This window comes from Deltaproteobacteria bacterium (assembly GCA_005879795.1).
Lineage (GTDB): Bacteria > Desulfobacterota > Binatia > DP-6 > DP-6 > DP-6.
In genome coordinates this window covers 18,664-44,864 of record VBKJ01000160.1, presented here as the reverse complement: position 1 = coordinate 44,864, position 26,201 = coordinate 18,664, and the positions used below count along the sequence as shown (strand labels likewise).

The window sequence follows — 26,201 nt, the reverse complement described above, 5'->3', positions numbered from 1 at the left end:
TGTCGTGGGAGGGGCGCTTCGCCGCTGCCAAGAAGGTCGCGATGGCGATGGAGAGCCTGATCCGCGCCCGCTATCCGCGCGACTACTTCGCGATCGTGGGCTTCTTCACGCGCGCCGTGGAGCTCCGGCTGCGCGACCTCCCCGAGGCGAGCTGGAACATGGGCGACCCGTTCACCAACCTGCAGGACGGGCTGCGCCTCGCCGCCGACCTCCTCGTCCGCCACCCGAGCAACAACCAGCACATCATCATCATCACCGACGGCCAGCCGACGGCCTACTTCCTGCGCGGCCGGCTCTACTGCGAGTGGCCGCTGTCGTTCGGCGGCATCTCCATGCGTGCCGCGCAGGAGACGCTCAAGGAGGTCGAGCGTGTCACCCGCCGCGGCATCGTCATCAACACCTTCATGCTCGACGACAGCCCGAGCCTGCGCGCCTTCGTCGAGCGCATGACGCGCATCAACAAGGGCCGCGCGCTCTACACGCGTCCGGACCGCCTCGGCGAGTACCTGCTCGTCGACTACATGGCGAAGAAGCGCAAGCGCGTGTGAGGCGCGCGAAGGGGGACGGGATGCTCCAGAAACGGATCGGCCGCGGGCTTCGCATGCTCGCGGTAGCGGGTATTTTCGGCGCCGGCTACCTGTGCGGAGCCCTCGGGCCGCGGAGCGTCGAGGCGCAGCTCGGCGACGTCATGAAGAAGGCGGGCGAGCAGGGCGGCGCGCTCGGCTCGGCCGCCCAGCTCGGCTCGAGCATCGTCGAGATGCAGCAGCACGTCGACGGCCTCAACAAGGACCTCGAGACCCTGCGCAAGGTGAAGGCGGCGCTGGGCGGGTAGCCGCCCGTCCTGCGTCCCCGGCCCCCGAGGTGCGGCCTCGGTTCGCGCCGCAGCACCGGTAGCAGGCACCGACTCGGGCCTCGAGCCTCCACCAGTGGCGCCGGCCGGACTTCCGCGCTCCGTGACCGTCCGGGGGCGTCGGTGCCGCCCCGGCTGGGTCGCGGGCGACACAGGCGGGCGCCGACGGCACACGCCGTGCGCTCGCCTCGCCCGGGACTCCTGCCCGGCGCCATGGCCGAGCCGAGCACGATCCTTGCTCTCTCTGCGGATGCTCCCTGCCGAGACGGAACTTGCCTCGGCGGGCCGCGGGGTGGATCAGCCACCGTCTCGGGAGTCTGGAGGATCGATGCAGCTACCGACGATTGCTCGCTCGCTCTCGCTGATCGCGCTGGCGATCGGCATGGCGGCCGCCCCCGCAGCGGGGGCGCCTGGCAGGTCATCCTCGCTCTCGCCCCACCTGAGGGACGTGGTCGATCTCGGTCGCGCGCCCACCGCCGAGCGCCATCACGTGGTGGTGAGCCTCGATGTGCGCGACCGCGCGGCGCTCGAGGCCTTCCTCGCCGACGTCCAGGACCCTGCCTCGCCTCGCTACCACGCGTTCCTGAGCCAGGCGGAGTTCGACGCCCTCTACGCGCCCACCCCGGCCGAGGAGGAGGCGGTGGTCGGCCATCTCCGCGATGTCGGGCTGCGGGTCACGACGCGCTTCCCGAACCGGCTGCTGGTCGGCGCGGTGGGCAGCGTCGCGGCGCTCGAGCGGGCCTTCGGGGTGGAGATCCACCGCGTGCAGCGGGCCGGCAAGCTGCACTATGCGGCACTCGACGAGCCCTCGTTCCCCGACGCGATGGCGAGCTACGTCGTGGGAGTGATCGGGCTCGACGACCTGAGCGAGCGGCATCCCCACGTGCGGTCGGTCGAGCCCGCCGTCGCCCCGCGGGCGGCGCTCGGGTCGAACTGCTGCCACCTGAGCCCGAACGACCTCTTCACCTTCTACGACAACACGGCGGCCCTGGCGGGCGCCGGCCAGACCATCGTCATCGCCGGCGCCTACGCGTGGAAAGACACCGACACCTCGGCCTTCAACAGCCAGTGGGGTCTCCCCCAGCTCCCGGCAGGCAGCGGCCAGGTCTGCACCGGCCCGTCGGGGTCCCCGGGCTGCGCGTTCAGCAGTAACAACTCGCTCGAGATCGCGCTCGACGTGGAGTACGCCCACGGCACGGCGCCGGCCGCCCGCATCCTCAACTACATGGCGGCCTCGACCTCCCTCGCCGCCTTCACGACGATGTACAACCGCATCGTGACCGACAATCCCGGTCACGTGGTGTCCACCAGCTGGGGCGCGTGCGAGGCGGGCGTGTCGTCGGCCACGCAGCAGACCGACGACAACATCTTCGCGAACGGCAATGCGATCGGGCAGTCGTGGTTCGCAGCGTCGGGGGACAGCGGGAGCCGCGACTGCAGCAACATCCTCGGCGTCGACAACCCGGCGAACTCGCCGCACGTGATGGGCGTCGGGGGCACGACGCCCGCCTGCGGCAGCGGCCTGACGCCCTCGAGCCCGGGTTGCGGCGGCTACGGCTCGGAGACCGGGTGGAGCGGCTCGGGCGGGGGCGTGAGCCAGGTGTTCGCGCGCCCGGCCTTCCAGCAGGGCTGCGGCGTCCCGGCCGGCACGATGCGGCTCGTCCCCGACGTCGCGCTCGAGGCCAACACCTCGCCGGGCAACTACGTCCTCGAGGGCGGCTCCTGGTACATCGTCGGCGGCACGTCGGACGCGGCGCCGCAATGGGCGGGCCTCGCTGCCGAGCTCGTCCAGCAGCACGGCGGGGCGCTCGGGAACCCGGGCGCGCTCCTCTACGGCCGCTGCGGGACTGCCGCCCTCCATGACATCACGTCGGGCTCGAACGGCGACTACAGCGCGGGCGTCGGCTACGACATGGTGACGGGCCTCGGGAGCTTCGATGCGCGGAACCTGCTCGCCGCGGTGGCTCCGACCAGCACGACGACGACCTCGACCACCACCACCACCACGGCCCCGCCGACCACCACGACGACGACGGCACCACCCATCACCACCACGACGACCACGACCGCGCCGAGCACCACCACGACCACGGCATCGACGAGCAGCACCACGACGACGACGCTCGCCGCGTGCCTCGTGTCCGGTTCCACCTGCACCGGGAACGCCGACTGCTGCTCGAAGAGCTGCAAGCGCAGCCGCCAGGGGAGGGTCTGCAAGTAGCACGCTGCCCCCGGACTGCCTGACGGCGGCCGGCCCGACCCGTTGCGGGTCGTGGCGGCCGCTGGCAGAGCGAGCGGCGCTTCCGGTATATCTCCTGGACCCATGGCGGAGGCGGTCGAGGAGCGGGGGTCGGGAGGACGCCAGGGGGCGCTCCTCGCGCAGTATCTCCGCATCAAGGCGCAGCACCGCCAGGCGATCCTCCTCTTCCGCCTCGGCGACTTCTACGAGATGTTCTTCGCGGACGCCGAGGTGGCCGCGCGGGACCTCGATCTGACGCTCACGGCGCGGAACCGCGGCGACCCGGACGAGGTTCCCCTGTGCGGCTTCCCGGCGCACGCGGCGCAGCCCTACGTCACGCGGCTCCTCGCCAAGGGCCACACGGTCGCGGTCTGCGAGCAGACGCCGGCGCGCGGGCGCGGGCTCATGGAGCGCGAGGTGGTGCGCGTCATCACGCCCGGCACGATCCTCGAGGAGGAGAGCCTCGAGCCGGACGCGCCGAGCCTCCTCGCCGCGCTCGCCGCCGAGGAGGAGCGCTTCGGCATCGCCGTGATCGACTTCGCGAGCGGCGCCTTCCGCGCCACCGAGGTGCATGGCTGGGAGCTCGCGCGCGACGAGCTCGAGCGCCTGGCGCCGCGCGAGCTGCTGCTCGCGCCCGACCTGCCGCCGGCGATCGACGCCGCCTGCCGGGCGGGCCGGCCGTGGGCGACGGCGCCGCTGCCCGAGCCCACCCCGGTCGAGGGCGACCTGCCGCGGCTGCCCGCACGTGCCGCGGGCGGCGTGCTGGCCTACGTCGACGCCGCCTGCCGGCGGCGGCCGGCCCACCTCCGGCCGCCGGAGGCGTACGCCCCGGCCGGCTTTCTCCAGCTCGACGCGGCGACGCGCCGGAACCTCGAGCTGCTGCAGACGCTCGGCGGCGAGCGGCGCGGCTCGCTCCTCTGGGTGCTGGACCAGACGGCCACGCCGATGGGCGCGCGGCGGCTGCGCGAGTGGCTCATCTATCCGCTGCTCGATCCCGCCGCGATCGGCCGGCGGCTCGACGCGGTAGAGGAGCTGGTGGAGCGCCTCGAGCTGCGCGGGGCGCTCGGGGCGGGGCTCGGCCGCATCGGCGACCTCGAGCGGCTCGCGGGGCGGGTCGGTGCGCGCAGCGCCGGTCCGCGGGACGTGGCGCACCTGGCGGTCGCGCTCGGGCGGGTGGGCGAGGCGCAGGCGGCCCTGGCCGGCGCCCGGGCCGAGCTGCTGGGTACCCTCGCCGGCGCGCTCGATCCGCTCCCCGGGGTGGCGGCGGAGATCGCCGCGACGCTCGTCGATGCGCCGCCGCCGCATGCGCGCCTCCCGGGCTTCATCCGACCCGGGCGCGACCGGGAAGTCGACGAGCTGCGCGAGACGGCGCGGGACGCGAGGGGCTGGCTCGCGCGCTTCGAGGCGGCGGAGCGCCAGCGCACGGGCATCGCGTCGCTCAAAGTCCGCCACAACAAGGTCTTCGGCTACTACGTCGAGGTAACGCGCCCGAACCTGCCACTCGTCCCCCCCGACTACGAGCGGCGGCAGACGCTGGTCGGCGCCGAGCGCTTCGTGACCCCGACCCTCCGCCAGCACGAGGCGCGCGTGCTCGGCGCCGAGGAGCGCCTGCGGGCGCTCGAGGTGCACCTCTTCGAGGCGTTACTCGACACCGTGGCGGCGCACCACCCGACGCTCGCGCGCACGGCGGACGCGCTCGCGGCGCTCGACGCGCTCGCCGCCCTGGCCGAGGTGGCGCACCGGCGGGGCTACGTGCGGCCCGCCATCACCCGCGCGCCCACCCTCACCATCCGCGCCGGCCGCCATCCGGTGGTCGAGGCGGTCGCGGGCGGCGGCTTCGTGCCCAACGACACGCGCCTCGATCCCGAGGCGGAGCAGCTCCTCGTCATCACCGGCCCCAACATGGGCGGCAAGTCGACCTACCTCCGGCAGGTCGCGCTCATCACGCTGCTCGCGCAGACGGGCAGCTTCGTCCCCGCGGCAGAGGCGGAGATCGGGCTCGTCGACCGCATCTTCACGCGCGTCGGCGCGAGCGACAACCTGGTGGGCGGCGAGTCGACCTTCATGGTCGAGATGCGCGAGACGGCAAACATCCTGGCCGGGCTCACGCCGCGGAGCCTCGTCGTCCTCGACGAGATCGGGCGTGGCACGAGCACCTTCGACGGCATCTCGATCGCGTGGGCCGTGGCCGAGCACCTGCACGACGCGCTCGAGCGGCCGCGGACGCTGTTCGCGACGCACTACCACGAGCTGACCGCGCTCGGGGCGGAGAAGCCGCGGGTGCGGAACCTCTCGGTGGCGGTCGCGGAGTGGAAGGGCGAGATCGTGTTCCTGCGCCAGATCGTGCCCGGCCCGGCGCCGCGGAGCTACGGGGTCGAGGTGGCGCGCCTCGCGGGCGTGCCGGAGCCGGTGGTGGCGCGGGCGCGAGCGCTGCTGGAAGGGCTCGAGACGGGGCAGGGGCCGGTCGGGCGCGGGCCGGAGCCGGCGGCGGCGCAATTGTCGCTGTTCTCGGCGGACGAGGAGCGCATCCGGCGGGAGCTGGCCGGCATAGACCCGGAGCGGCTGACGCCGCTCGAGGCGCTGGCGGTGCTGGCGCGGCTCGTGGAGATGGCGGGGCGATGAGGGGCTCGCGGCGTTCGAGCCGGTCGCAGATCAGTGCAGCATGGGCTCCGCCGGCTCGACCGGCCTTGCCTCGGCCTTCGCCTTCGGCAGCTCGAACCAGAAGACCGAACCCGCGCCGGGCTTCGAGCTCACGCCTGCCTCGCCGCCGTGCGCTTCCGCGAGTCTGCGCACGGTCGCGAGGCCGAGGCCGAGGCCCGCGACGCCGTAGTTCCCGCCGCGCACGTACGGCTCGAAAATCCTCCCCAGGAGCTCGGGAGCGACGCCGGGGCCCGTGTCCTCGACCTCGAATCGCAGGCGAGCGCCGCGGTCCACGACGCGGATCTCGACCTCCCGCGGGAGGCTCTCGCCCATGTACTTGAGGGCGTTTCGCGCGAGGTTCGACACGAGGCTCGTCAGGATGCCCGGCTCGCAGGCGACCGCCTCGTTGGGAAGGGGTTGCACGAGGAGAGACACACGGCCCTGGCACGCATCCTCGCGCAGCTCATCGACGACTTCCTCGACCACTTCGCGGACGTCCGCGCGCGCGCCCGGCTCGGGCTTGGCCGCCGCCCGCGCGAACGCGAGGAGCCCGTCCGTCAGCGCCTCGACGCGTTTGAGCGCGCGCTGACCCCGCGCGAGCGACGCGGTTGCCTTCTGGTCGGCGGAGCGCGCGGCGGCGGAGAGCGAGAACTGCACCACCTGGAGCGGGCTCAGGATGTCGTGCGCCACGCGGCCGCTGAACGACTCGAGCTCGTCGGCGCGCCGCTTGAGGAGCCGTTCGTTCTCCGCAGTCAGGAGTTGCGCGCGCCGAAGGACCCGCCACAGGAGTGCGGCCGCGAAGACGGCGAACACCCCGCACATCGCGTCGAGCGCCCAACCCAGGACGATCGCCCGGTGCCGGATCGCCTTGATGTCGCGGGCGAGCGCGCCGCCCCGCTCGGCGTTGAAGCGGATGCCGCGGTAGGCGATCTCGACGATCGTGTCGGCCGTGTGCCGAACGTCCTCGTCCAGGGTCCGCCGTGCTCGGGCGTAGCTGCCGAGCTCCACCTGGTCCATTGCCCGCTGGGCGGCGCGCTGGTAGGCGAGCGACGCGGCCTGGAGCTCCTCACGCAGCCCCTCCTCGTCCGGCAAGCGCGGCAGGAGGAGGTAGCGCCGTTCGTCGTCGGTCAGTCGCTGGAGCGAGGCCTCGACCGCGGCGTCGTCGGCCTTTCGTCCGCTCGCATGCTTTTCGAGCCAGTCCCCGAGCAGGAACTCGCTCTGCCATACCTCGCTTCGCAGCGCGGCGAGATGCTCGATGCTGGGCGCGGCGTTCGAGACGATGGCGTCCGAGGCGAGGTCGACGTCGCGTGACGCGTACTGCTCCAGGACGCCGGCGGCTACAAAGCTCGCGACGACAGTAGCGAACGCGCCGAACAGCAATCTCGACGAGTTGATGCGCATGGCCGTGCTCCAAGACTGGAGATTACCTACCACACCGGACGCGCAGAGCGTACATGCGCATGAAGTGGTCGCCTCAAGGTGCCGGGGCGTACCTCCGGGAGGGGGCGTGCCAGCTGGCTCCCGGGGGCTCCTTGATTCCCTCCCCCGGCTTCCCTATCCTCGCTGCCCGTGCGGAAGGGGTGGTGGTGGTGGTGGACCGCGCCGCTCGGTGCGAGCCTCGCCCTGGCTGCGGCGCACGGTGACGCGGCCGAGCTGCGGCGCTTGGAGGTGACGCCGGCCCCCGGGGGTGCGACCGCGGTCCTGCTGCTCTCGGCCCCGGTCCGGGCCACGGTCCGCGACGTTGCCGCTGCGGACGGGACGCCGGCGCGCGTGTACGTCGATCTCCCGCGCGGGACCCGCCTCGGTCGCGGGGCGCTCCGCGCCGTGCGGGCGTCGGCGCCGGTCGGGCGGGCGCGGGTCGGTGTGGGAGAGCGCGGCCAGGTCCGCGTCGTGCTCGACCTCGAGTCGCCGGCGACCTACCGGGTGCAGGGTGACGGGCGCCGGCTCGCGCTCGCGTTCGCGTTCGCCGCGCTGGCCGAGCGCCCGGCGCCCGCCGCGCCCGCGCCCACCGTCCGTGCCCCCCCGCTTCACCCGCGCCCGCGGATCGTCCTCGACCCCGGCCACGGCGGGCACGACCCCGGCGCGCGCGGCTACGCGGTCGAGAAGGACGTGACGCTCGCCATCGCGAAGCGTCTCGCCGTGCTGCTCCGCGAGAGCCTCCACGCGGACGTCGTGCTCACCCGCAGCGCCGACACGACGCTCCCCCTCGCCGCCCGCACCGAGCGCGCCAACGCCGAGGGCGCGGATCTCTTCGTCTCCATCCACGCCAACGCGAGCCCGCGCCGGCAGCGCCACGGGGTGGAGACCTACTACCTCGACAACGCGCACGACCGCGGCACCATCCGGCTCGCCGCGATGGAGAACGGGCTCAGCCTCCCGACGCCCGCGCGCGGTGGCGCCGAGCTGCGCTACATCGTGAGCGACCTGGTGCAGGCGGCGAAGATGGAGGAGTCGATCGCCCTCGCCACCGCCGTGCAGCGCGGCCTGGTCGACCATGTCGGCGCGCGCTACCGCGGCGTCGCCGACCTGGGGGTGAAGCGGGGCCCGTTCTACGTGCTCGTGGGGGCCTACATGCCGTGCGTGCTGGTGGAGACCTCCTTCCTCACCAACCCCACCGAGGGACGGCGGCTCGCCGCCCCCGCCTATCGCGACGCGGTGGCCGAGGGCATCGAGACCGGCGTCGCCCGCTTCCTCGCCGACGCGCGACGCGCGCGGACGCTATAGGAGGCTGTCCGGGTAGGCATGGCGGATGCGGCGAACGATCCGGGGACAGCGTCCTGAGCGCGCAGCCCTGGAGCCTCGCGTGCAAGCAGGCTATCGTCGCTCGGTGATCCTCGCCCGGCCGCCCAGCTTCACGCCGTTCGCCAGCGCGGCGCTGCTGCCCGAGGCGCTGGAGGACGTGGCGCGCGCCGGCGCCGTCGCCCGCGAGTACCTCGGGCGGGTGCGGGCCGAGGTGCGTGCGCGTCACGAGACGGGGGCGGGCGGGCTCGAGCTGGTGGCCGCCTACACGGACGCGGTCGACCGCCTGGTGCGCTTCCTCTGCACCAACGCGAGGGCGCACTTCATGTCGCGCTTCGCGCGCCTCAACCAGCAGTGCACGGTCATCGCCCAGGGCGGCTACGGGCGGGGCGAGCTCAACCCCGCCTCCGACATCGACCTCCTCTTCCTCTACCCTTGGAAGGTGAACCCGTACGTCGAGACGGTCGCCGAGGTGATCCTCTACGCGCTCTGGGACGCGGGGCTCCAGGTGGGCAACGCGCTGCGCAACATCCGCGAGTGCGAGCGGCTCTCGGGGCGCGATCTCAAGGTCAAGACGGCGCTCTTGGACGCGCGCTACCTCGCGGGCGACGAAGCGCTCTACGCCGACTTCGACCGCCGCATGCTGGAGGAGGTCTGGGGCCAGAACCCGACGCACTTCTTCAAGGAGAAGCTCGCCGAGAACAACGACCGCCACGCGCGCTCGGGCAACTCGGTCTACCTTCTCCAGCCGCAGCTGAAGGACGGGCAGGGCGGGCTGCGCGACCTGCACACCGCGCTCTGGATGGCCAAGGTCCGCTTCAAGGTGCGGAGCTTCCGGGAGCTGGTGACGCTCGGGGTGATCGGCGAGGCGGCCGTCGCCGAGCTGGAGACGGCGCTCGACTTCCTGTGGCGCGTCCGCAACGCGCTCCACCTGGCCGCCAACGGCCACCAGGACCAGCTCACCTTCGACCTCCAGGAGCGGATCGCGCCGACGCTCGCCTTTGGCGAGGACCGCGCCGGCGTCGAGGCGTTCATGCGCGCGTACTACGAGCACGCGACCACGGTGGCGCGCTTCGGCGAGGCCGTCATCGCGCGCTGCCTGCAGCCGGCCGAGCCCTACCGCGGCACGCACCCGACGAGCCGCGTGGTTCGCGACGGCATGCGCATCCAGGGGCGCACGCTCTCGGTCGCCGGCCGCGAGGTCTTCGTGGAGGAGCCCGCCGCGCTCGTGCACGTCTTCGCCGAGGCGCAGCGCCACGGCGTCACGCTCTCGGCGGCCACGCGGGAGCTCATCCGCGAGTGCCTCCCGCTGCTCGCCCCCGAGCGGGCGACGCCGGCGGTCGCGGACGCGTTCCTCGGCATCCTCCGGGCCAAGGGCCACGTCTACGAGACGCTCTTCGAGATGCACAAGCTCGGTGTGCTGAAGGAGGTCGTCCCGGAGTTCGGGCACATCGACTGCCTGATCGCGAAGGACCCGTTCCACGTCTACACCGTCGATCACCATTCGCTGATGGGGGTGCGCGAGGTGGAGCGCCTGCGGGCCGGCGAGTTCGCGCGCACGCTCCCGCACCTGACGCAGGTGATGAACGAGCTGCCGCGGCCGGAGCTCCTCTTCCTGGGCATGATGTTCCACGACGTCGGCAAGGGGCATGGGCACGACCACGCGGGCCGCGGTGCGCGCATGATGGGGGACATCGCGGCGCGCCTCGGGCTCAACGAGGACGAGAGGGCGGCGTGCGAGTTCCTGGTCCAGCACCACCTCCTCATGTCGCACCTGGCCCAGCACCGCGACGTGGACGACGACCAGCTGATCGTCGACTTCTGCCGGACGGTCGGCAGCGTCGACAACCTCCAGCGGCTCTACATCCTGACCTACGCCGACATGCGTGCCGTGGGGCCGGGCGTGTGGAACAACTGGCGCGACACGCTGCTCGCGGACCTCTACCTCCGCGCGCGTGAGTTCCTCGAGAAGGGGGCGGTCGAGCCCGAGGACCGCGCCGCCCGGGCGATGCGGGTGCGGGCGCGCATCGCGGCGGCGGCGCCCGCCGCGGCCCGCGCCGAGGTGGAAGCGTTCGCGGCCAGCATGCCCGACGGCTACTTCCTCGGCACCCCCGAGGACACGATCCCCCAGCACGTCGACCTCCGCCGCCGCTTCGCCGCGGCCGAGGCGGCCGGCGAGCGGCCCCCGGTGGCCACCCAGCTCGCCCACTTCCCCGAGCGCGACTACAGCGAGTTCGCGGTCTGCACGCGCGACCGCCCGGGTCTCTTCGCGATGCTGTCCGGCGCGCTCGCCGCGCACGGCATGAACATCCTGGCCGCGCGCATCACCACCAGCCGCGACGGGGTGGCGCTCGACGCCTTCCGCATCTCGCACGACGAGGGCGACGGCGCGCCCGACGCGGAGCGCTGGGAGCGCGTCGAGGGGGCCCTCCGGCGGGTGCTGGCGGGCGAGGTGAACGTCGAGGAGCTGGTCGAGCGCTCGGCGCGGCCCTCGATCCTCGCGCGGCGGCGGCGCCGGGTCCCGACCAACGTCGAGATCCACAACGAGGTGTCGCGCGAGTACACGGTCGTCGACGTCTACACCGGCGATCGGGTCGGGCTCCTCTTCACCATCACGAACACGCTCTACCACCTCTGGCTCGAGATCCACCTCGCCAAGATCACCACCATGGTCGAGCAGGTGCTCGACGTCTTCTACGTGACCGACCACGAGGGGCGGAAGATCGAGGACCCCGCGCGCCTCGAGACCGTCCGCCAGGAGCTCATGCGGGCGCTCGAGAACGAGCCGGTGCCGGCCGCGGCGCAGGCGGCGGGCGCGTGAGCCTCGACCAGGCGGTCGACGCCTACCTGGACCACGTCGCGACCGAGCGGGGGCTCGCCCGCAAGACCGTCGAGGCCTATGCGCGCGACCTCGCGGCCTTCACGCGCTCGCTCCTCGCGCGCGGCGTGCGGAGCCCTGCCCGCATCGGCGCGACCGAGGTCCGCGCCCATCTGGCGGGGCTCGCGGAGCACGGCCTCTCCGCCCGGAGCCAGGCGCGGGCGCTCGCTGCGGTGCGCGGCCTGACGCGCTTCCTCGCCCAGCGCGGCGTGCTGGCCGACGACGTGCTCCGCCACGTGCGCGTCCGCCGCCCGCCCGCCCGCCTCCCGCGCGCGCTCGGCACGGGCGAGGTCGGCTCGCTCCTGACCCAGCCGGACCACCGGTGTCGCGGGCTCCGCGACCGGGCGCTGCTCGAGCTGCTCTATGCCTGCGGCCTCCGGGTCTCGGAGGCGACCCGGCTGCGCGGGGCGCAGGTGAACCTCGCCGCGGGCTTCGTGACCGTCCTCGGCAAGGGCGGCAAGGAGCGCGTGGTGCCGCTCGGGCGGCACGCGCGCGCGGCGCTCGAGGCGTACGTCCAGCAGGAGCGGCCGCGGCTGCTCCGCGGCCGGCCGAGCCCGTTCGTTTTCCTCGGGCCCGGCGGGCGGCCGCTCACGCGCCAGGCGGTGTGGAAGCTCGTCGGCCGCCGCGCGCTCGCCGCCGGCCTCGGGCGCCGCGTCTCGCCGCACACGCTGCGGCACACGTTCGCGACGCACCTCCTCACCGGCGGCGCTGACCTCCGCATCGTGCAGACGCTCCTCGGACACGCCGACATCGGCACGACGCAGGTCTACACGCACGTGGCACCAAGCCGGCTGCGCGAGGTGCACCGGCGGCACCACCCGCGGGCGTGAGGCGCGGGGGGCCCGGTGGCCCGCGCGTTGACCGGCGACGGTTTTGTACAGGATGGATGTGCATGACCGTCCTGCCGATCGGAGAGGCGCGGCGCCGGCTGCCCGAGCTGGTGCGGAAGGTGGCGGGCGGCCACGCTCCCATCCTCATCGGCAGGCGCGGCCGCTGCGAGGCGATCCTGGCGGCCGCGGCCGGGGCCCGGGACGCGGTCGTACGGCGGCCGCTTGAAGGACTGGTAGAGATCGTGGGGGCCTGGAAGGACGTCGAGCGGGCTCAGGAGGAGATCCGCAACGAGATCGCGGCGTCTCTGGACCGGACCGCGCGCCTCATCGCGGGGAAGCCTCCGAAGCGGCCGACTCGGCGCCGCCGGCGCGGATGAACCTCGTCGCAGATACGCACGTGCTCGTGTGGTATCACTCGGGGCAGCTCCGCCGCCTCAGCCGCCGTGCCCGGCACGCGTTTGCCGAGGCGGAGGCGGCGCGGTGGAGCCTCCGAGTTCCGACCGTCGTCCTCATGGAGATGGTCCTGCTCGAGGAGCGGGGGCGGATACGACTCTCGTATCGCGAACTCCGCGAGCAGCTTTCGATCCGTCCGGGCATACCGATCGAGCCGCTCACGCCGGAGGACGTGGACGAGGCGCGCGCGCTGGCGGCGCTCCGCGATCCGTTCGACCGTCTGATCGTGGGCACCGCCCGGCGTCTCGGCCTCGCCTTGCTGACGAACGACCCGGCGATCACCGGGGCCGGCGCGGTGGCCGCGCACGGGTGAGAGGCGGGGCAGAAGGCTTGGGATAGGTCAGCATGTGGAACACCCGCCTTGGTGCGTGGGGTCAGGCCGAGAGCCGAACAGCGGGCGAACGGCCCTGCTTCCCGGGCGCCGCTCGATTCCTTGCATCGTGGCGACTGGGCGAGTACGACCCGGGTCGATCGACCATGGGCTGGAGGACGGACGGACCGTCGGTGCGTGTGTGTCCCGTCGTGGCTCTGCTCGCCGCCGTCGTGTTCGTGCTGGCCGGTGGTGCGGCACACTCGGGGACGTCGCCTCCGAAGCCGCGGAACATCCTGTTCATCCTGACCGACGATCTCGACCGCGCCGAGGTGTCCGTGATGCCGAGGCTGAAGGCGCTGATTGCCGCCCGCGGCGCCAGCTTCAGGAACTTCTTCGTGAGCGTGTCGCTCTGCTGCCCCTCGCGAGCGACGTGCCTGCGCGGGCAGTACTCCCACAACACGGGCGTCCAGACGAATGGCGGGACGAACGGGGGATTCGAGACCGCCCACGCGCTCGGCATCGAGCAGTCCACCGTGGCGACGTGGCTGCACGACGCGGGGTACCGCACGGCGCTCATCGGGAAATACCTGAACGGGTATCCGAACACGGCGGGGGTCGCGTACGTGCCGCCGGGGTGGGACGAGTGGGACAGCCCCTCGCATGGGGATCCCTACAGCGAGTTCAACTACACGCTGAACGAGAACGGGACGCAGGTGGCGTACGGCGCCGGCGCCGGCGACTACGGGACGGACGTGTACGCCCGCAAGGCCGCCGAGTTCATCACCGCAGCGGCGCGCGAGGGCCGTCCCTTCTTCGTCTACCTCGCCCTGTACGCGCCCCACCAGCCTGCCACGCCCGCTCCTCGACACGCCAAGCTCTTCCCCCGCGCGCGGGCCCCGCGGACCCCGAGCTGGAACGAGACCGACGTGAGCGACAAGCCGCAGTGGCTCCGGGGAGCTCCCCTCATGACGCCCGACGTCGAGCGGCAGGTGGACGCTCTCTATCGCCGCCGGCTCCGGTCGCTGCAGGCGGTCGACGAGGCGATCGCGACGCTCGTCGCGACCCTCCGCACGAACGGCCAGCTGAGAGACACATACATCGTCTTCACCTCCGACAACGGCTTCCACCTGGGGCAGCATCGCCTGCCGAGCGGCAAGCAGACTGCCTACGAGGAGGACATCCACGTCCCGCTGATGGTGCGCGGACCGGGCGTCGCGTCCCGGACGACCGTGTCCGACCTCGCCGGAAACGTCGACCTCGCACCGACGTTCGCCGACCTGGCAGACGTCGCGTTCCCTCCCTTCGTGGACGGACGCTCGCTGGCGCCTCTCCTGCACCGTCGGGCGCCAGCGTCGCGCCGTTGGCGGCGCGCGTACCTCGTCGAGCGCTGGCAGGAGAGCGTCACCGCGCCCACGGCGCGCAGCGACGCGCCGCTCGAGCCGCTGGACGCCGATGCGCCGGGCCCGCGCGCGCGCCGGCGCCGCGCCGCCGCCTTGAACTTCAGCCCGGAGTACCACGGCATCCGCACGCGCCGTCATCTGTACGTCGAGTACGAGACCGGCGAGCGGGAGCTGTACGATCTCCGCCGCGACCCCGCCGAGCTGCACAACGTCGCCGCCACCGCTCGCCGTCGGCTCCTGCGCCGGCTCGCCGATCGCCTCGCTCGCCTGAAGACGTGCCAGGGCGCCGGCTGCCGGGATGCGGAGGAGCGGCGGTGATCCGCCCGACGGGAGGGGAGGCGCCATGTTGAAGCTCGTCTTCCCCCTCCGCCGCCTGCCCACCTTGAGCCGCGAGCAGTTCCAGAAATACTGGTACGAGACGCACGGCCCGCTCGTCCGGCAGCACGCGCAGGCGCTCCGCATCCGGCACTACGTGCAGCTGCACACGCTGGACGATCCGATCAACGCCGCCCTGCGGGAGAGCCGTGGTGCGCAGGAGCCGTACGACGGCGTGGCGGAGCTCTGGTGGGAGAGCCGCGACGACCTCGAGGCGGCGCTCGGCACCCCCGAGGCCCAGGAGGCCGGCCCGCGCGCTCCTCGAGGACGAGGAGCGCTTCATCGACCTCGCGTGCTCGGCGCTCTGGCTCGGGACCGAGCGCCCGATCATCGCGTCCTGACGCGCGAGCGCCGGACGGGCCCCGGAGTAGTTTATTTGCGCGCCCCCCGACCGGCCGGTAGACTCCTGCGATGCTGCCGGGTGCCCAGGTGATCGCCGAGGTGGCGGTCGTCGCCGTGCTGATCCTGGCCGCCATCGTCTTCCACGAGGTGGCCCACGGCGCTGTCGCCTACGCCTTCGGCGACCCGACCGCGGCGCGCGCGGGCCGGCTCACGCTGAACCCGATCCCCCACATCGACCCCTTCGGGACGGTCATCCTGCCGGGCCTGCTCCTGCTGCTGCCGCGGCTGCTCGGGACGCCGGGGTTCGTCTTCGGATACGCGCGCCCCGTGCCGGTGAACTTCGCACGCCTTCGCCGCCCGCGCCGGGACGCCGTCCTCGTGGCGCTGGCGGGCCCGGCGACCAACCTGCTGCTGGCCACCGCGAGCGCGTTCGTGCTGCGGCTGCTGCCCCCGCCGGAGGAGGCGACGGCGGCCACGGTCGTGCTCCACCACGCGGCCCTGGCGTCGCTCGCCGTCAACTGCGTCCTCGCCGTGTTCAACCTGCTCCCCGTGCCGCCGCTCGACGGCGGGCGGGTGCTGACGGCGTTTCTGCCGGCGGGTGCGGCCCGCGCGCTCGCGCGGATGGAGGGCGTCGGCCTGGTGATCGTTCTGCTCGTCGTCATGAACAGCAACGTGGTCGTCCGGCTCGTCCGTCCCCTGATGGCCTTCCTGCTCCGGATGGTCCGCTAGCGATGGCGCGCATCATCGTGAGCGGCGCGCGCCCCACCGGACGCCAGCACCTCGGGAACTACCACGGGGCGCTCAAGAACTGGCTCCGCCTCCAGGACGAGCACCGCTGCTTCTTCTTCGTCGCCGACTGGCACGCGCTGACGACCGACTGGGCGTCGCCCGAGGCGCTCGAGGAGAACACCGTCGAGATGGTCCTCGACTGGCTCGCGGTGGGCCTCGATCCCGCGCGCGCCACGCTCTTCCGGCAGTCGGCGGTGAAGGAGCACGCCGAGCTCTACCTACTCCTCGGCATGCTCACCCCCGTGCCCTGGCTCGAGCGCAACCCCACCTACAAAGAGCAGCGCGCCGAGCTCCAGGACCGCGACCTGTCGACCTACGGGTTCCTGGGCTACCCGGTGCTCCAGGCGGCCGACGTCCTCATGTACCGGGCCTGGGGCGTCCCGGTCGGCATCGACCAGGCGCCGCACATCGAGCTGACGCGCGAGATCGCGCGGCGGTTCAATGCGACCTACGGCGACATCTTCCCCGAGCCGCGGACGCTGCTCACCGACACGCCCCGGATCGCCGGCACCGACGGCCGCAAGATGAGCAAGAGCTACGGCAACGCCGTCTTCCTGACCGACACGGCGAAGGACGTCGAGCAGAAGCTCTCGCGCATGATCACGGACCCGCGCCGCGCGCGGCGCACCGACCCCGGCGACCCGAACGACTGCCCGGCCTTCCAGTCCTTCCACCGCCACTACTGCACGCCCGAGGAGCTGCGCTACCAGGAGGAGGGCTGCCGCACGGCGGGCATCGGCTGCCTCGAGTGCAAGCAGATCATGATCAAGCACGTGCAGGCGGAGCTGGAGCCGATCCGCGCCCGGCGCGCGCGCCTCGAGCCCGCCGACGCCCGCGCCGCGCTCGAGGCGGGCAACGCGACGGCCCGCGCCGTGGCGGCCGAGACCATGGCGCAGGTGCGCAAGGCGGTCGGCCTGTGAACCCGTCCTGCACCGTGCGGCTCCCCATCTTCGAGGGCCCGCTCGACCTCCTCCTCCACCTGATCAAGAAGAACGAGGTCCAGATCACCGACATCCCGATCGCCAACATCACGGACCAGTATCTCGCCATGCTGGAGGAGCTGCCCGAGCTGAACCTGGATGGCGCGGGCGAATACCTCGTCATGGCGGCGACCCTCATGTACATCAAGAGCCGGATGCTGCTGCCCTCGACGGGCGAGGACGAGGAGGCCGAGGAGGACCCGCGCGCCGAGCTGGTGCAGCAGCTGGTCGAGTACCAGCGCTTCCGCGAAGTCGCCGTCGCGCTCGGCGAGCGGAGCGTCCTCTATCGCGACGTGTTCGCGGCCCCAGGCGAGGCGCTGCTGCCCGGCGGCGACGACGAGACGCCGCCGGTGCGCGATGCGAGCCTGGCCGACCTGCTCGACGCGCTGCGCGACGTCCTCCGGCGCACCCGCCCGCCCGGCGCGCACGACGTCCAGCGCGAGCGGCTCTCGATGCGCGAGTGCGTGTCGCGTATCCTGGCCCGGTTCGTGCCGAGCCCGAAGCGTGAGTTCGCGAGCCTGTTCGCGTCCGACGCCGACCGCGCCGAGGTGATCGTCGTCTTCCTGGCGCTCCTCGAGCTGATCCGGTTGGGCGTCCTGCGCGCTCGACAGGCGGAGCGCTTCGGGCCGATCGCGCTCGAGCTGGCGGTGGGGACGGTCGAGGAGGCGGCGGAGCGCGTGCGCGACCTGGGAGAGATCGAGGACCGGAGGGGAGGGGAGGGGCGACATGGAGACGCCAGGGTTGGTGATCGGTAGCGAGAACGGGAGCCGCAACGGCAGCGGCGCCCAGGCGGCGCCGGACGGAGACGGCGGCGTGACGGGCGCCGAGGATCTCGGGCGCCTGCCCGCGCTGGTGGAGAGCCTGCTCTTCGCCGCGGGGCGGCCGGTTCCCATTTCCGAGCTGGTCGAGGCGCTCGACGGGCCGAGCCGCGCCGAGGTCCTGCGCGCACTCGAGCACCTGGTGGCGAGCTGCGAGCGCGAGGGGCGCGGGCTCCGGCTCGTGCAGGTGGCGGGCGGCTGGCAGCTGCGCACGCCGGCGGAGCACGCCCCGTGGATACGCCGGCTCCTGCGCGAGCGGCCACCGCGGCTCTCGCGCCCGATGCTCGAGACGCTCGCCGTCGTCGCCTACCGCCAGCCGTGCACGCGCATCGAGATCGAGGCGGTGCGCGGCGTGGACGCCGAGGCGGTGCTCACCACGCTCATCGAGCGGCGCCTGGTGCGCATCGTCGGCCGCAAGGAAGCCCCCGGGCGCCCGCTCCTCTACGCCACGACGCGCGAGTTCCTGGAGGTCTTCGGCCTGCCCGACCTGAAGGCGCTGCCGCCGCTCCGTGACCTGGGCCAGGGTGCCACGCTGCTCGCGGCGAGGGAGCCCGAGGTGGGCCCCGGGGGGGTGGAGGTCAGGCTCGCGTCGCCGCCCGCGCCGGGCGAAGACGTGTAGCCGCTGGCGGAGCGCCTGCAGAAGATCCTGAGCGCTGCGGGCGTCACCTCGCGGCGCCATGCCGAGGCACTCATCCTGGCCGGCCGGGTCACGGTGAACGGCGCCGTGGTGCGCGCGCTCGGCACGCGCGCCGATCCCGCGCGCGATACGATCGCGCTCGACGGCGAGCGCATCCCAGCGCCGGGCCCGCCCCGCACCGTCGTGCTGCACAAGCCGCGCGGGGTGGTGAGCACGCTCGCGGACCCCGAGGGGCGGCCGACGGTGGCGGCGCTGGTCGCGGGCGCGGGGCGGCGGCTCTATCCGGTCGGCCGTCTCGACGTGAGCTCGAGCGGCCTGCTCCTGCTCACCGACGATGGCGCGCTGGCCGCGAGCCTCCTCCATCCCCGGCGCGCCCTGGCGCGGGTCTACCGCGTGAAGGTGCGCGGCGCGCCGCCCGAAGATGCGATCACGCGCCTCAGGCGCGGCGTGCGCCTGGAGGACGGCAAGACCGCGCCCGCGCGCGTGCGCGTGCTCGGGCGGCTCCCGACCAAGACCTGGCTCGAGGTGACCGTGTTCGAGGGGCGGACCCACCTCGTCCGGCGCATGTGCGAGGCGGTCGGGCATCAGGTCGACAAGCTGGCGCGGCTGCGGCTCGGGCCGATCGCGCTCGGCACGTTGCCGCCCGGCGCGTGGCGGGACGTGACCCCGCGCGAGCTCGCCGCGCTGCGCGCCGCGGCGGGCCTCAGGCCCCGCGCAGGCGGCGGCGCCCCGGCACCGCCACGCCGAGCGCGCGACACGCGCCCCAGAAGACCGCGACCGCGACCGGGATCACCGCCGCCAGTCGCAGCCCATGCTGAAGCGTCCGCGCCGCCGGGAGCGCGCCCGCCAGGCCGGTGTCCACGCCCCAGGCGACCGCGGCCATGACCGCGGTCGCGAGCGCGATGCGGCCGATGGCCGCCGCCCGCCCGAAGCCCCCGACCCGGCGGCGGAGCACGACCAAGAGGATGCCGAAGTTGCCGAGCGCGACGGCAGAGGTGGCGAGCGCGAGCCCCACGTGCCCGAAGCCGAGCCGCCGCACGAAGAGCCAGTTGAGGACGTAGTTGGTGACCATCGAGAGGACGCTCACCCGCATCGGCGTGCGCGCGTCGTCGAGCGCGTAGAAGGCCGGCGCCAGGACCTTGATGCCGGCGTAGCCCGCGAGGCCGAGCGCGTAGCCCGCCAGCGCCCGGGCCGCCGCGTCCGTGTCGGGCGGGGCGAAGCGCCCGTGCTCGTAGATGAGGCCGATCACGGGGACACCCATCAGCGCGAGCCCGGCGGCAGCGGGCAGGCAGAGGAGCGCCACCAGCTCGAGCGCCTGCCCGACCGTGGTGCGGAAGGCCCGCGTGTCGCCGCGCGCCCCGTGGCGCGACACGAGCGGCAGCGTCACCGTCCCGATCGCCACGCCGAAGACGCCGATCGGGAGCTGCATGAAGCGGAAGGCGACGTTCAGCCACGAGACCGGGCCGTTCCCGAGGTAGGAGGCGAAGTTGTTGTTGACGAACACGTTCACCTGCACGGCGGCCGCGCCGATGGTGGCGGGCCCCATGAGCCGCATCACCTGCCGCAGCCCCGGGTCGCGCAGGGCGACGAGCGGCCGGTAGCGGAAGCCGACCCGCCAGAGCGACGGCACCTGCGCGAGGAGCTGGAGGAGGCCGCCCGCGAGCGTGCCGATCGCCATCCCCGTCATGGCGCGCGTCGCGAGCCCCGGGTCGGGCGCCGGCCCGCGGCCGAGGATACCCGCCAGGTAGCCGGGCGCGAGCCACGCCGCGCACCCGAGCCCGCCCACGATCGAGCCCAGGTTGAAGAAGGCCGAGGCCGCCGCCGGCACGCCGAAGACGTGGCGCGTGTTGAGGACGCCCATCGCCACCGCCGCGAGGGCGACCAGGAGCAGGAACGGGAACATGATGCGCGTCAGCTCGACGGTCAGCTCGGCCTTGCCAGGGATGGCGGCGAAGCCGGGCGCGATGGCGGTGACCAGCGCGGGCGCGAGCCAGATGCCGGCGAGGGTGAGGGCGCCCACCACCATCGCGAGCGCATTCACGACCAGGTTGGCGAGCCGCCAGGCCGCGGCCTCGCCCTCGTGCTCGAGCCGCCAGGTGAAGGTGGTGACGAAGGCCGCCGAGAGCGCCCCCTCGGCGAACAGGTCGCGGAGCAGGTTCGGGATGCGAAAGGCGGTGATGAAGGCGTCGAGCTCGCGGCCCGCGCCGAAGAAGACGGCGAACACCTGCTCGCGCACGAGCCCGAGGATGCGGCTCGCGAACACGGCCGCGCTCACCACCCCCGCGCGCCGCGCGAGCTGCGCACTCCCGCCGGTCTCGACGGGCGACAGCGCCGCCGCCCTCTCCTCCGCTCCCATCGCGCCCCCGGGCTCGATACGCGAAGGCCCGTGCGGCCGCAAGCGCGCTAGCCCGACGCCTGCGCCACACGCGCGCCCGCCGCACCGACCGGCAGCGTGATGCGGAAGGTGCTCCCGGCGCCGGACGTGCTCTCGACGTCGATCCGCCCGCCGTGGGCGGCGACGACCGAGTGGCTGACAGCGAGCCCGAGCCCGGTCCCGCCGCCCACGTCCTTGGTGGTGAAGAACGGGTCGAAGATGCGACCGAGGACGTCGGGCGGGATGCCCGCCCCGTCATCGCGGATCGCGACGCTCACGCCGGCGCCGTCGGCGCGGGTCGTGATCCAGATGTCGCCGGTGCCGGCGATCGCATCGCAGGCGTTGGCGAGCAGGTTCATGAACACCTGGTTCAGCTGGCCCGGATCGCACTCGACCGGGGGCAGCGTGCCGTAGTCGCGGTGGATCGCGATGCGCTCGCGCCAGCGCGGCTCGAGGAGGCGGAGCGTCACCTCGAGGCCCTCGTGCAGGTCGGCGGCCTTGCGCGCCGCCTCGCCGAGACGGGAGAAGCTCCGCAGGTCCTTCACGATCGCCGCCGTCCGCGCGGCGCCGCGCGCCATGATGCCAGCCAGCTCCTCCGCCTCGCGCAGCGCCCCCTGGGTTTGCGGGGGGGCGATGGCCGCCGCCTGCCGCAGGTGCCGGGTGAGGGGCGCGATGCTGGTCGAGATGAAGCTCACCGGGTTGTTGATCTCGTGCGCGACGCCGGCGACCAGGCGGCCGAGCGAGGCCATCTTCTCGGAGTGGACGAGCCGGGTCTCCGCGCTCTTGAGCTCGCCATAGGCCTGGGCGAGCTCGCGGTTCGCCTGCTCGAGCTGCGCGGTGCGCTCGCGCACGCGATCTTCCAGCCGCGCGTTCAGCTCGACCACCGCCTCGTAGGTGCGCGCGTTCTCGAGCGCGATCGCCGCCTGCTGGGCGAGAGCGCGCAGGAACTCGGCGTCGCCCGCGGTGTAGAAGAGGCCGCTCAGCTTGCTGCCCGCGGTGAGGACGCCCACCAGCTCGCCGCGCAGGCGGAGCGGCACGGCGACCTCCGCCCCGAGCGTGGTGAGGGCCGCACGTACCGCCTCGTGCGTCGCCGGGTCGGGATAGAGCTCGGCGGGGTCGTACACGGTGGTGAGGCGGCCCTCGCCGAGCGTGCGGCGGAGCACCCGCGGTACGCCCCGGCCGTCGCCGGTCTCGGCGAGGCGGCCGTCGGGCTCGCGCACGAACAGGTGGGTGGCGGCGTTGGGAATCGCATGCGCGACGGCCGCACGCACGAGGGCGACGATGCGCTCCCGTTGGAGCGCCGAGGCGAGCTGGCCGCCGACCGCCGCCAGCTCGCGTGCGCCGTCGTAGGCGGTGCGGAAGAAAACGCGGTCGACGAACGCCTGGAGGCGGGTGCGGAGCGGGTTGAAGACGAGGAGGACGGCGAGAGTGAAGAGGAGGGGGAAGAAGACCGAGTCGGTGACGGCGTTGGCCTCGAGGACCAGGTTCAGGACAACGACCGAGCCGACGTAGGCCGCTCCGACGGCGCCCGTGAGCACGAGGTAGTAGGCGCCGCGCTTCACCATCGCGTCGATCTCGAAGAGGTCGTGTTTGACGATGGCGTAGGCGAGCGACAGCGCGAAGAGGAAGGGCGTGAAGGCGGCGATGTTCATCGCAACCCGCCCCCACTGGACGGCCGAAACGAGGAGGACCAGGCCTGGTAGGCCAAACCCGAACAGCGTGCCAAGAGTCGTCACCCGGACCCGTTGGCGTGCGAGCTGAGAGCGCCCGCTCCAGTACTCGGAGAAAAAACGAATCCCTAGGAACACACCGACCAGGCCGAGGTAAAGCATGTTGAACATTAAAATAGTCGAGAAGAGATCAGGCCGATCCAGGAAGAGCTGGTATGCGAAGGTAAGGACGAGGGCCGGCACGTACCCCGCGAAACGCCAGCGAGCATAGCGATGCGGCTGCGGGAAAAGCATGACCATCTGCAGTGCGGCGGCCGCCGCGAGCGGTTCGATCGCGGCGTGCAGCCGCGTAAGCGTCCCGGGACCGTACACGTCCATCGCGGTAAGGAAGAACGCGGCCCAGGTGGCGCCGAAGGCGAGGAAGCTGCGCGCGAGCGCGGAGTGTGGTCGCAGGACCCATACTACCAACCCACAGGTTAGATAAATGAAGCTGTTGAGCAGATACGCGCCGAAGAGCAAGAGCCAGTCGCGACTTGTGAAGACTTGCGACACAAGGGTGACCTCGCGATCGACGCCCCTGGTCCGGAGGCGGTAGCGTATCGGTGTCCCCGGCGGCGACGCGCCGACGGCAGCGTACACCTGGCGCGCCGAAGTCATGCGCTCCCCATTCACCGCAACGACCTGGCTCTGATAGAGATCGTCCACCGTGCTGCCCGACCAGCCGGCCAGACCGATCGATGGCACGACACGGTTCACAAGGAGGAGGAAGCCGGGAAAGGTACGGCCCACCCAGGCGCTGCTCGTGAGCGTCGTGCGCGTGGCGAGGACGACACCCGCGAGACCAATGGCGACGGCGCAGAGACGGACTGTGGTGGTGGCCCGCGGCGTGCTGGGAAAGGTCTCCGCCATTTAGCGCCTGCGCGCCGCGAAGTGTAGCGCAGCCGAGCGGCCCCCTTCCACTGCTCGGCCGGCGCGACCGCCCACGAAGTCGGAGCATGCACCCAGCCGTCGGCCGGCGAACTGGAGGTTTGGACCGGAGCGGCGTATCCATCCTGCGGGTCCCAACGCGGAGCTGCTTCGTCGTTTTGGGCACACCCTCATGTACTCCCGACCTTTGGTAAGGAAGTGCCACGCGAAAACTGTGAGTTTCCGCACGGCGACAGCGACGATCCGTGCCCGCGATGCGCGCGGGTGCGCGATGGGAATGCCCGGAGTGGGCCGGGCCTCCTCCCGCCGACCCACGCCGCCTCCCACCAGCAAACGGAACCGTCTTCCCTTGCTTCGTGATCGCGCCGAGCGGGCTGCGGGTCGAGGTCGAGATACCCGATCAGTTTGATCGGGCTGGCTAGCCTTCTCTGAGTCTCAGAAGGGCAGTCACAGCGACTCCGACACACACGAACGCGAAGAGATCACCGAGACGAACATACGGTGTGAGTGTTGATCGGCCTCCGACCTTCGTGATGAGAACACCTGTCGTGCCCGGGGGCAACGAGCCGACCAGCCGGCCGTAGGGGTCAACCACGGCGGAGTTGCCTGTGGTCGCGGCACGGACCAGGTACCGTCGCGTCTCCACCGCACGGAAGACCGCCATCGCGAGGTGCTGCCGACCGGCGAATTCGTAGCCTAAGTCGAGCCACCCGTCGTTGGCGATGTTGACCAGCAGCTCGGCACCATCCCGCACCGCCTGCGCAATGAGGTCGCCGTGAACGATCTCATGGCAGATCGACACCCCTAAGGCGACGAAACTTTGCAGCACGCCGGAGCGCGCGCCAGGAGTGAACTCCTTCGGGCTTTCATTCGGCGTTGGGGTTGAGGAGAGAATAAGCCGCTTCTCTTCCGCGAAAAGCAGGAGGCGTTGCTTGTCGTAATAGCCGCCGTTCTCCCCGGAGGCGGTGATGAGGCGGGCGGTATTGAATATTCGTCTCCCATCGGACCGGGGCCCGCCGAAGAGCAGATCCGCGCGGTGGCGGACGGCCACGCCGGCGAGCTGCGCGGCGAGCCCGGGCTCGGTCTCAAGATAGCGGGGCACGGAATTCTCCGGCCACACGATCAAGGCGGGGTGCGCCGTGCTAGACAGCCCGTCGGTCGCGCGCAGGTGAGCGCTCACCTGCGCGTCCGTGTATGAGCGTGTCCAGTGGAAGGCCGGTTCGAGGTTGGTCTGCACGATCGCCACCTCGTGCTCGCCGAAGCCGCCCGCCGGGCTCGTATGCGCGAAGAGTGCGCCGCCTGCCCAGCATGCCGTTATGACCGCGGCCGGAGCAAGAATGGAGTGCAGGGCGCGACCCCTTCCCCTGCAGAGGCGCACGATGGCTTCGGCGAGCGCTACACTGCCGAGTGCCAGCAGAAACGAGACCCCATACACACCCGTCAAAGCGGCCAATTGGATGAGACCGAGATGGCCGTGCTGCGTGTAGCCGAGCAGCCCCCAGGGCTGCCCCATCCAGCGACCGCGAAGTACTTCCGTGGCGACCCAGAGGGCCGGTATCAAGACACCAGCGCTTCTGAAACGATATGAGCGCAGAATGACCGCACTCGCCGCGGCGAAGAGCCCGAACGGTACACCACACACGACCAGGTACCAAAGGGAAAGACCGACCACAGCGAGTGGAAGCGACAGCTGGAAGTAGCGAGCGGCCGCGTCCGCGAAGCACCACGTGACGGCCCAGCCGGAGGTGTACCCTAGCAGTGCGCCATAGCAGAAGGCGGATCCCGCTGGCTCGCTCCGGATCGCGAGCAGCAGCGGGACGAGGGTGAGCCAGCCAAACGCTGCCAAGTCGAAAGGCGGTAGGGCGAGGGCGTAGCAGATGCCGCCCATCAGTACTGCCGCGAGTCGCATCCGCGCTTCCGCGGCGCCGCTACTGAAGGTTGTTGCTCGCCGCCGGCGTCGAGGTCAGCACGAGGCGAAACGGCGGGGTCGGCCCGGGCTGCGGTTTCTCACCGTTTGCGAGCGTGCCGGAGATCGCCACCACCAAGTGATAGTTGTCGACGTGGGGCGTGCCATCCACGTGCCACTCGCCGTCGAGCGTGCGCCGTGCATCGCGCTTGCGATGGTCTTCCTTGTAGGTCCGGAACTCGTGGCGCCAGTAGTCCAGCGCGCTGCTCGTCCAGGGCCCGCCCGGCTTGATCCGGAAGAGACCGCGTGAGTCCGGATCGAGCACTTCCCCGAGGAAGCCCTGGGCGTTGAAGATCGCGACGTTTCGTCCCTCGAAGCGGAACGGGTATCCGAGGGCCATCCCGCTGTAGGTCGTCGCCTCGGTCATCGCCTTCAGATCGAACGCGAGATAGACGGTGCCGTCCGCGCCCACACCGGTCTGATAGTCGTCGCGCGTGATCGTCTCCTCGAAATCGTGCAGGACGATCGGCTCCGAGGTCACCGTGAACTGGTCGTCGTCGAGCGCATACACGAGAGAGTCGCGGCGGTAGACGCTGATCCGGGAGGGGCCGAGCGAGACGGCAGGCACGGCGACCCGGAGCTGGCTGCGAAGCTCACCGTCCGCGAAGTCGCGCTTCGTGACGGCCTTGCCGCGGCTCCAGTCGCTGACACCGCCTCTCGAGGTGAACTGGACCGTGTAGCGGGATCCAGGGACCAGGCGGTCGTCAAAAAGCGTGATCGTCTGATCGGGGTAGCCGACGAACGGTCGCACGTTGGCGAGCGGAGGCGGAGGCTTGTCACAGCCGCAGAAGCCGTACGCCCGGGGCGCCGCGCCGAGCGCGATCAGCGCCAGCAGCGTGCCGCCGAACCACGTACGCATGCGCATCTCCTCCCCACGCCTGCCGCCCCCGTACACATGGGGCCCCGTGACGTGCATGTTTCGCGCCGCTCCACGCCTCGGTGGAAGTGCTTGAATTTCAGCGCGGAAAAGGCGTGAGGTGT

The 26,201-nt window shown here is 72.3% G+C and carries 19 protein-coding genes and 2 pseudogenes; 16 read left to right on the top strand and 5 right to left on the bottom strand.

Translation table 11 applies throughout. The features are described 5' to 3' along the window. Positions 1-41 precede the first annotated feature (41 nt). The 4 genes from E6J59_14195 (at position 42) to mutS (ending at position 5,711) form a co-directional block, all read left to right on the top strand. Positions 42-548: a hypothetical protein gene (locus E6J59_14195; protein ID TMB18639.1), complete on the top strand. Its 507-nt coding sequence runs from the start codon at positions 42-44 to the stop codon at positions 546-548. Positions 549-568: 20 nt separating this feature from the next. Next, positions 569-832 carry a hypothetical protein gene (locus E6J59_14190; GenBank protein ID TMB18638.1) on the top strand — a complete coding sequence of 88 codons (264 nt, stop codon included), beginning with the start codon at positions 569-571 and terminating at the stop codon, positions 830-832. A 268-nt stretch (positions 833-1,100) separates the two neighbouring features. Next, a complete protein-coding gene (locus E6J59_14185) occupies positions 1,101-3,071 on the top strand; it encodes a hypothetical protein (protein ID TMB18637.1) in 1,971 nt (656 codons plus the stop codon). A gap of 102 nt (positions 3,072-3,173) precedes the next feature. Then, positions 3,174-5,711, top strand: coding sequence for a DNA mismatch repair protein MutS (gene mutS, locus E6J59_14180; protein TMB18636.1), 2,538 nt, complete (start codon positions 3,174-3,176; stop codon positions 5,709-5,711). A 30-nt stretch (positions 5,712-5,741) separates the two neighbouring features. Here the strand turns inward: mutS and E6J59_14175 are convergent, their stop codons facing one another. Then, positions 5,742-7,130 (bottom strand): sensor histidine kinase, encoded by a 1,389-nt coding sequence (locus E6J59_14175; GenBank protein ID TMB18635.1) that lies wholly within the window; start codon positions 7,128-7,130, stop codon positions 5,742-5,744. Between the two features lie 162 nt (positions 7,131-7,292). On the opposite strand from E6J59_14175, the gene E6J59_14170 reads away from it, so the two are divergent. The 12 genes and pseudogenes from E6J59_14170 to E6J59_14115 all read left to right on the top strand — a co-directional run bounded on the left by E6J59_14170 (position 7,293) and on the right by E6J59_14115 (position 18,988). Next, positions 7,293-8,453, top strand: a complete 1,161-nt coding sequence (locus E6J59_14170) for an N-acetylmuramoyl-L-alanine amidase (protein ID TMB18634.1) — start codon at positions 7,293-7,295, stop codon at positions 8,451-8,453. A gap of 25 nt (positions 8,454-8,478) precedes the next feature. Beyond that, entirely contained in the window at positions 8,479-11,289 is a 2,811-nt protein-coding gene (gene glnD, locus E6J59_14165) for a [protein-PII] uridylyltransferase (protein TMB18633.1), read from the top strand. Continuing rightward, positions 11,286-12,176 carry a site-specific tyrosine recombinase XerD gene (locus tag E6J59_14160; protein ID TMB18632.1) on the top strand — a complete coding sequence of 297 codons (891 nt, stop codon included), beginning with the start codon at positions 11,286-11,288 and terminating at the stop codon, positions 12,174-12,176. The genes glnD and E6J59_14160 overlap by 4 nt, the downstream gene beginning before the upstream one ends. Positions 12,177-12,232: 56 nt before the next feature. After that, positions 12,233-12,553: a type II toxin-antitoxin system Phd/YefM family antitoxin gene (locus E6J59_14155; GenBank protein TMB18631.1), complete on the top strand. Its 321-nt coding sequence runs from the start codon at positions 12,233-12,235 to the stop codon at positions 12,551-12,553. Next, positions 12,550-12,942, top strand: a complete 393-nt coding sequence (locus tag E6J59_14150) for a type II toxin-antitoxin system VapC family toxin (GenBank protein TMB18630.1) — start codon at positions 12,550-12,552, stop codon at positions 12,940-12,942. Before E6J59_14155 ends, E6J59_14150 begins: the two co-directional genes overlap by 4 nt. 164 nt (positions 12,943-13,106) lie before the next feature. After that, a complete protein-coding gene (locus E6J59_14145) occupies positions 13,107-14,660 on the top strand; it encodes a sulfatase (protein ID TMB18629.1) in 1,554 nt (517 codons plus the stop codon). Between the two features lie 25 nt (positions 14,661-14,685). Then, positions 14,686-15,058, top strand: a pseudogene (locus E6J59_14140) (EthD family reductase). Positions 15,059-15,128: 70 nt separating this feature from the next. Then, the gene (locus E6J59_14135) at positions 15,129-15,788 is read left to right on the top strand and encodes a site-2 protease family protein (protein ID TMB18628.1); all 660 of its coding nucleotides are present in this window, start codon (positions 15,129-15,131) and stop codon (positions 15,786-15,788) included. A 2-nt stretch (positions 15,789-15,790) separates the two neighbouring features. Further along, positions 15,791-16,768, top strand: a complete 978-nt coding sequence (trpS, locus tag E6J59_14130; protein ID TMB18627.1) for a tryptophan--tRNA ligase — start codon at positions 15,791-15,793, stop codon at positions 16,766-16,768. Positions 16,769-16,782: 14 nt separating this feature from the next. After that, entirely contained in the window at positions 16,783-17,583 is an 801-nt protein-coding gene (locus tag E6J59_14125) for a segregation/condensation protein A (protein TMB18641.1), read from the top strand. Further along, entirely contained in the window at positions 17,555-18,265 is a 711-nt protein-coding gene (scpB, locus tag E6J59_14120; GenBank protein ID TMB18626.1) for an SMC-Scp complex subunit ScpB, read from the top strand. The genes E6J59_14125 and scpB overlap by 29 nt, the downstream gene beginning before the upstream one ends. 3 nt (positions 18,266-18,268) lie before the next feature. Further along, positions 18,269-18,988 (top strand): annotated as a pseudogene (locus E6J59_14115) (rRNA pseudouridine synthase). Here E6J59_14115 and murJ read toward each other — a convergent pair. The 4 genes from murJ to E6J59_14095 all read right to left on the bottom strand — a co-directional run bounded on the left by murJ (position 18,987) and on the right by E6J59_14095 (position 26,079). Further along, positions 18,987-20,639 (bottom strand): murein biosynthesis integral membrane protein MurJ, encoded by a 1,653-nt coding sequence (gene murJ, locus E6J59_14110; protein ID TMB18625.1) that lies wholly within the window; start codon positions 20,637-20,639, stop codon positions 18,987-18,989. The pseudogene E6J59_14115 and the gene murJ overlap by 2 nt on opposite strands. A 47-nt stretch (positions 20,640-20,686) precedes the next feature. Next, entirely contained in the window at positions 20,687-23,236 is a 2,550-nt protein-coding gene (locus E6J59_14105) for a GAF domain-containing protein (GenBank protein TMB18624.1), read from the bottom strand. Between the two features lie 436 nt (positions 23,237-23,672). Next, on the bottom strand, positions 23,673-25,163 hold the full coding sequence (lnt, locus tag E6J59_14100) for an apolipoprotein N-acyltransferase (GenBank protein ID TMB18623.1): 1,491 nt from the start codon (positions 25,161-25,163) through the stop codon (positions 23,673-23,675). A gap of 19 nt (positions 25,164-25,182) precedes the next feature. Continuing rightward, positions 25,183-26,079 (bottom strand): hypothetical protein, encoded by an 897-nt coding sequence (locus E6J59_14095; GenBank protein ID TMB18622.1) that lies wholly within the window; start codon positions 26,077-26,079, stop codon positions 25,183-25,185. Between the last annotated feature and the right edge of the window lie 122 nt (positions 26,080-26,201).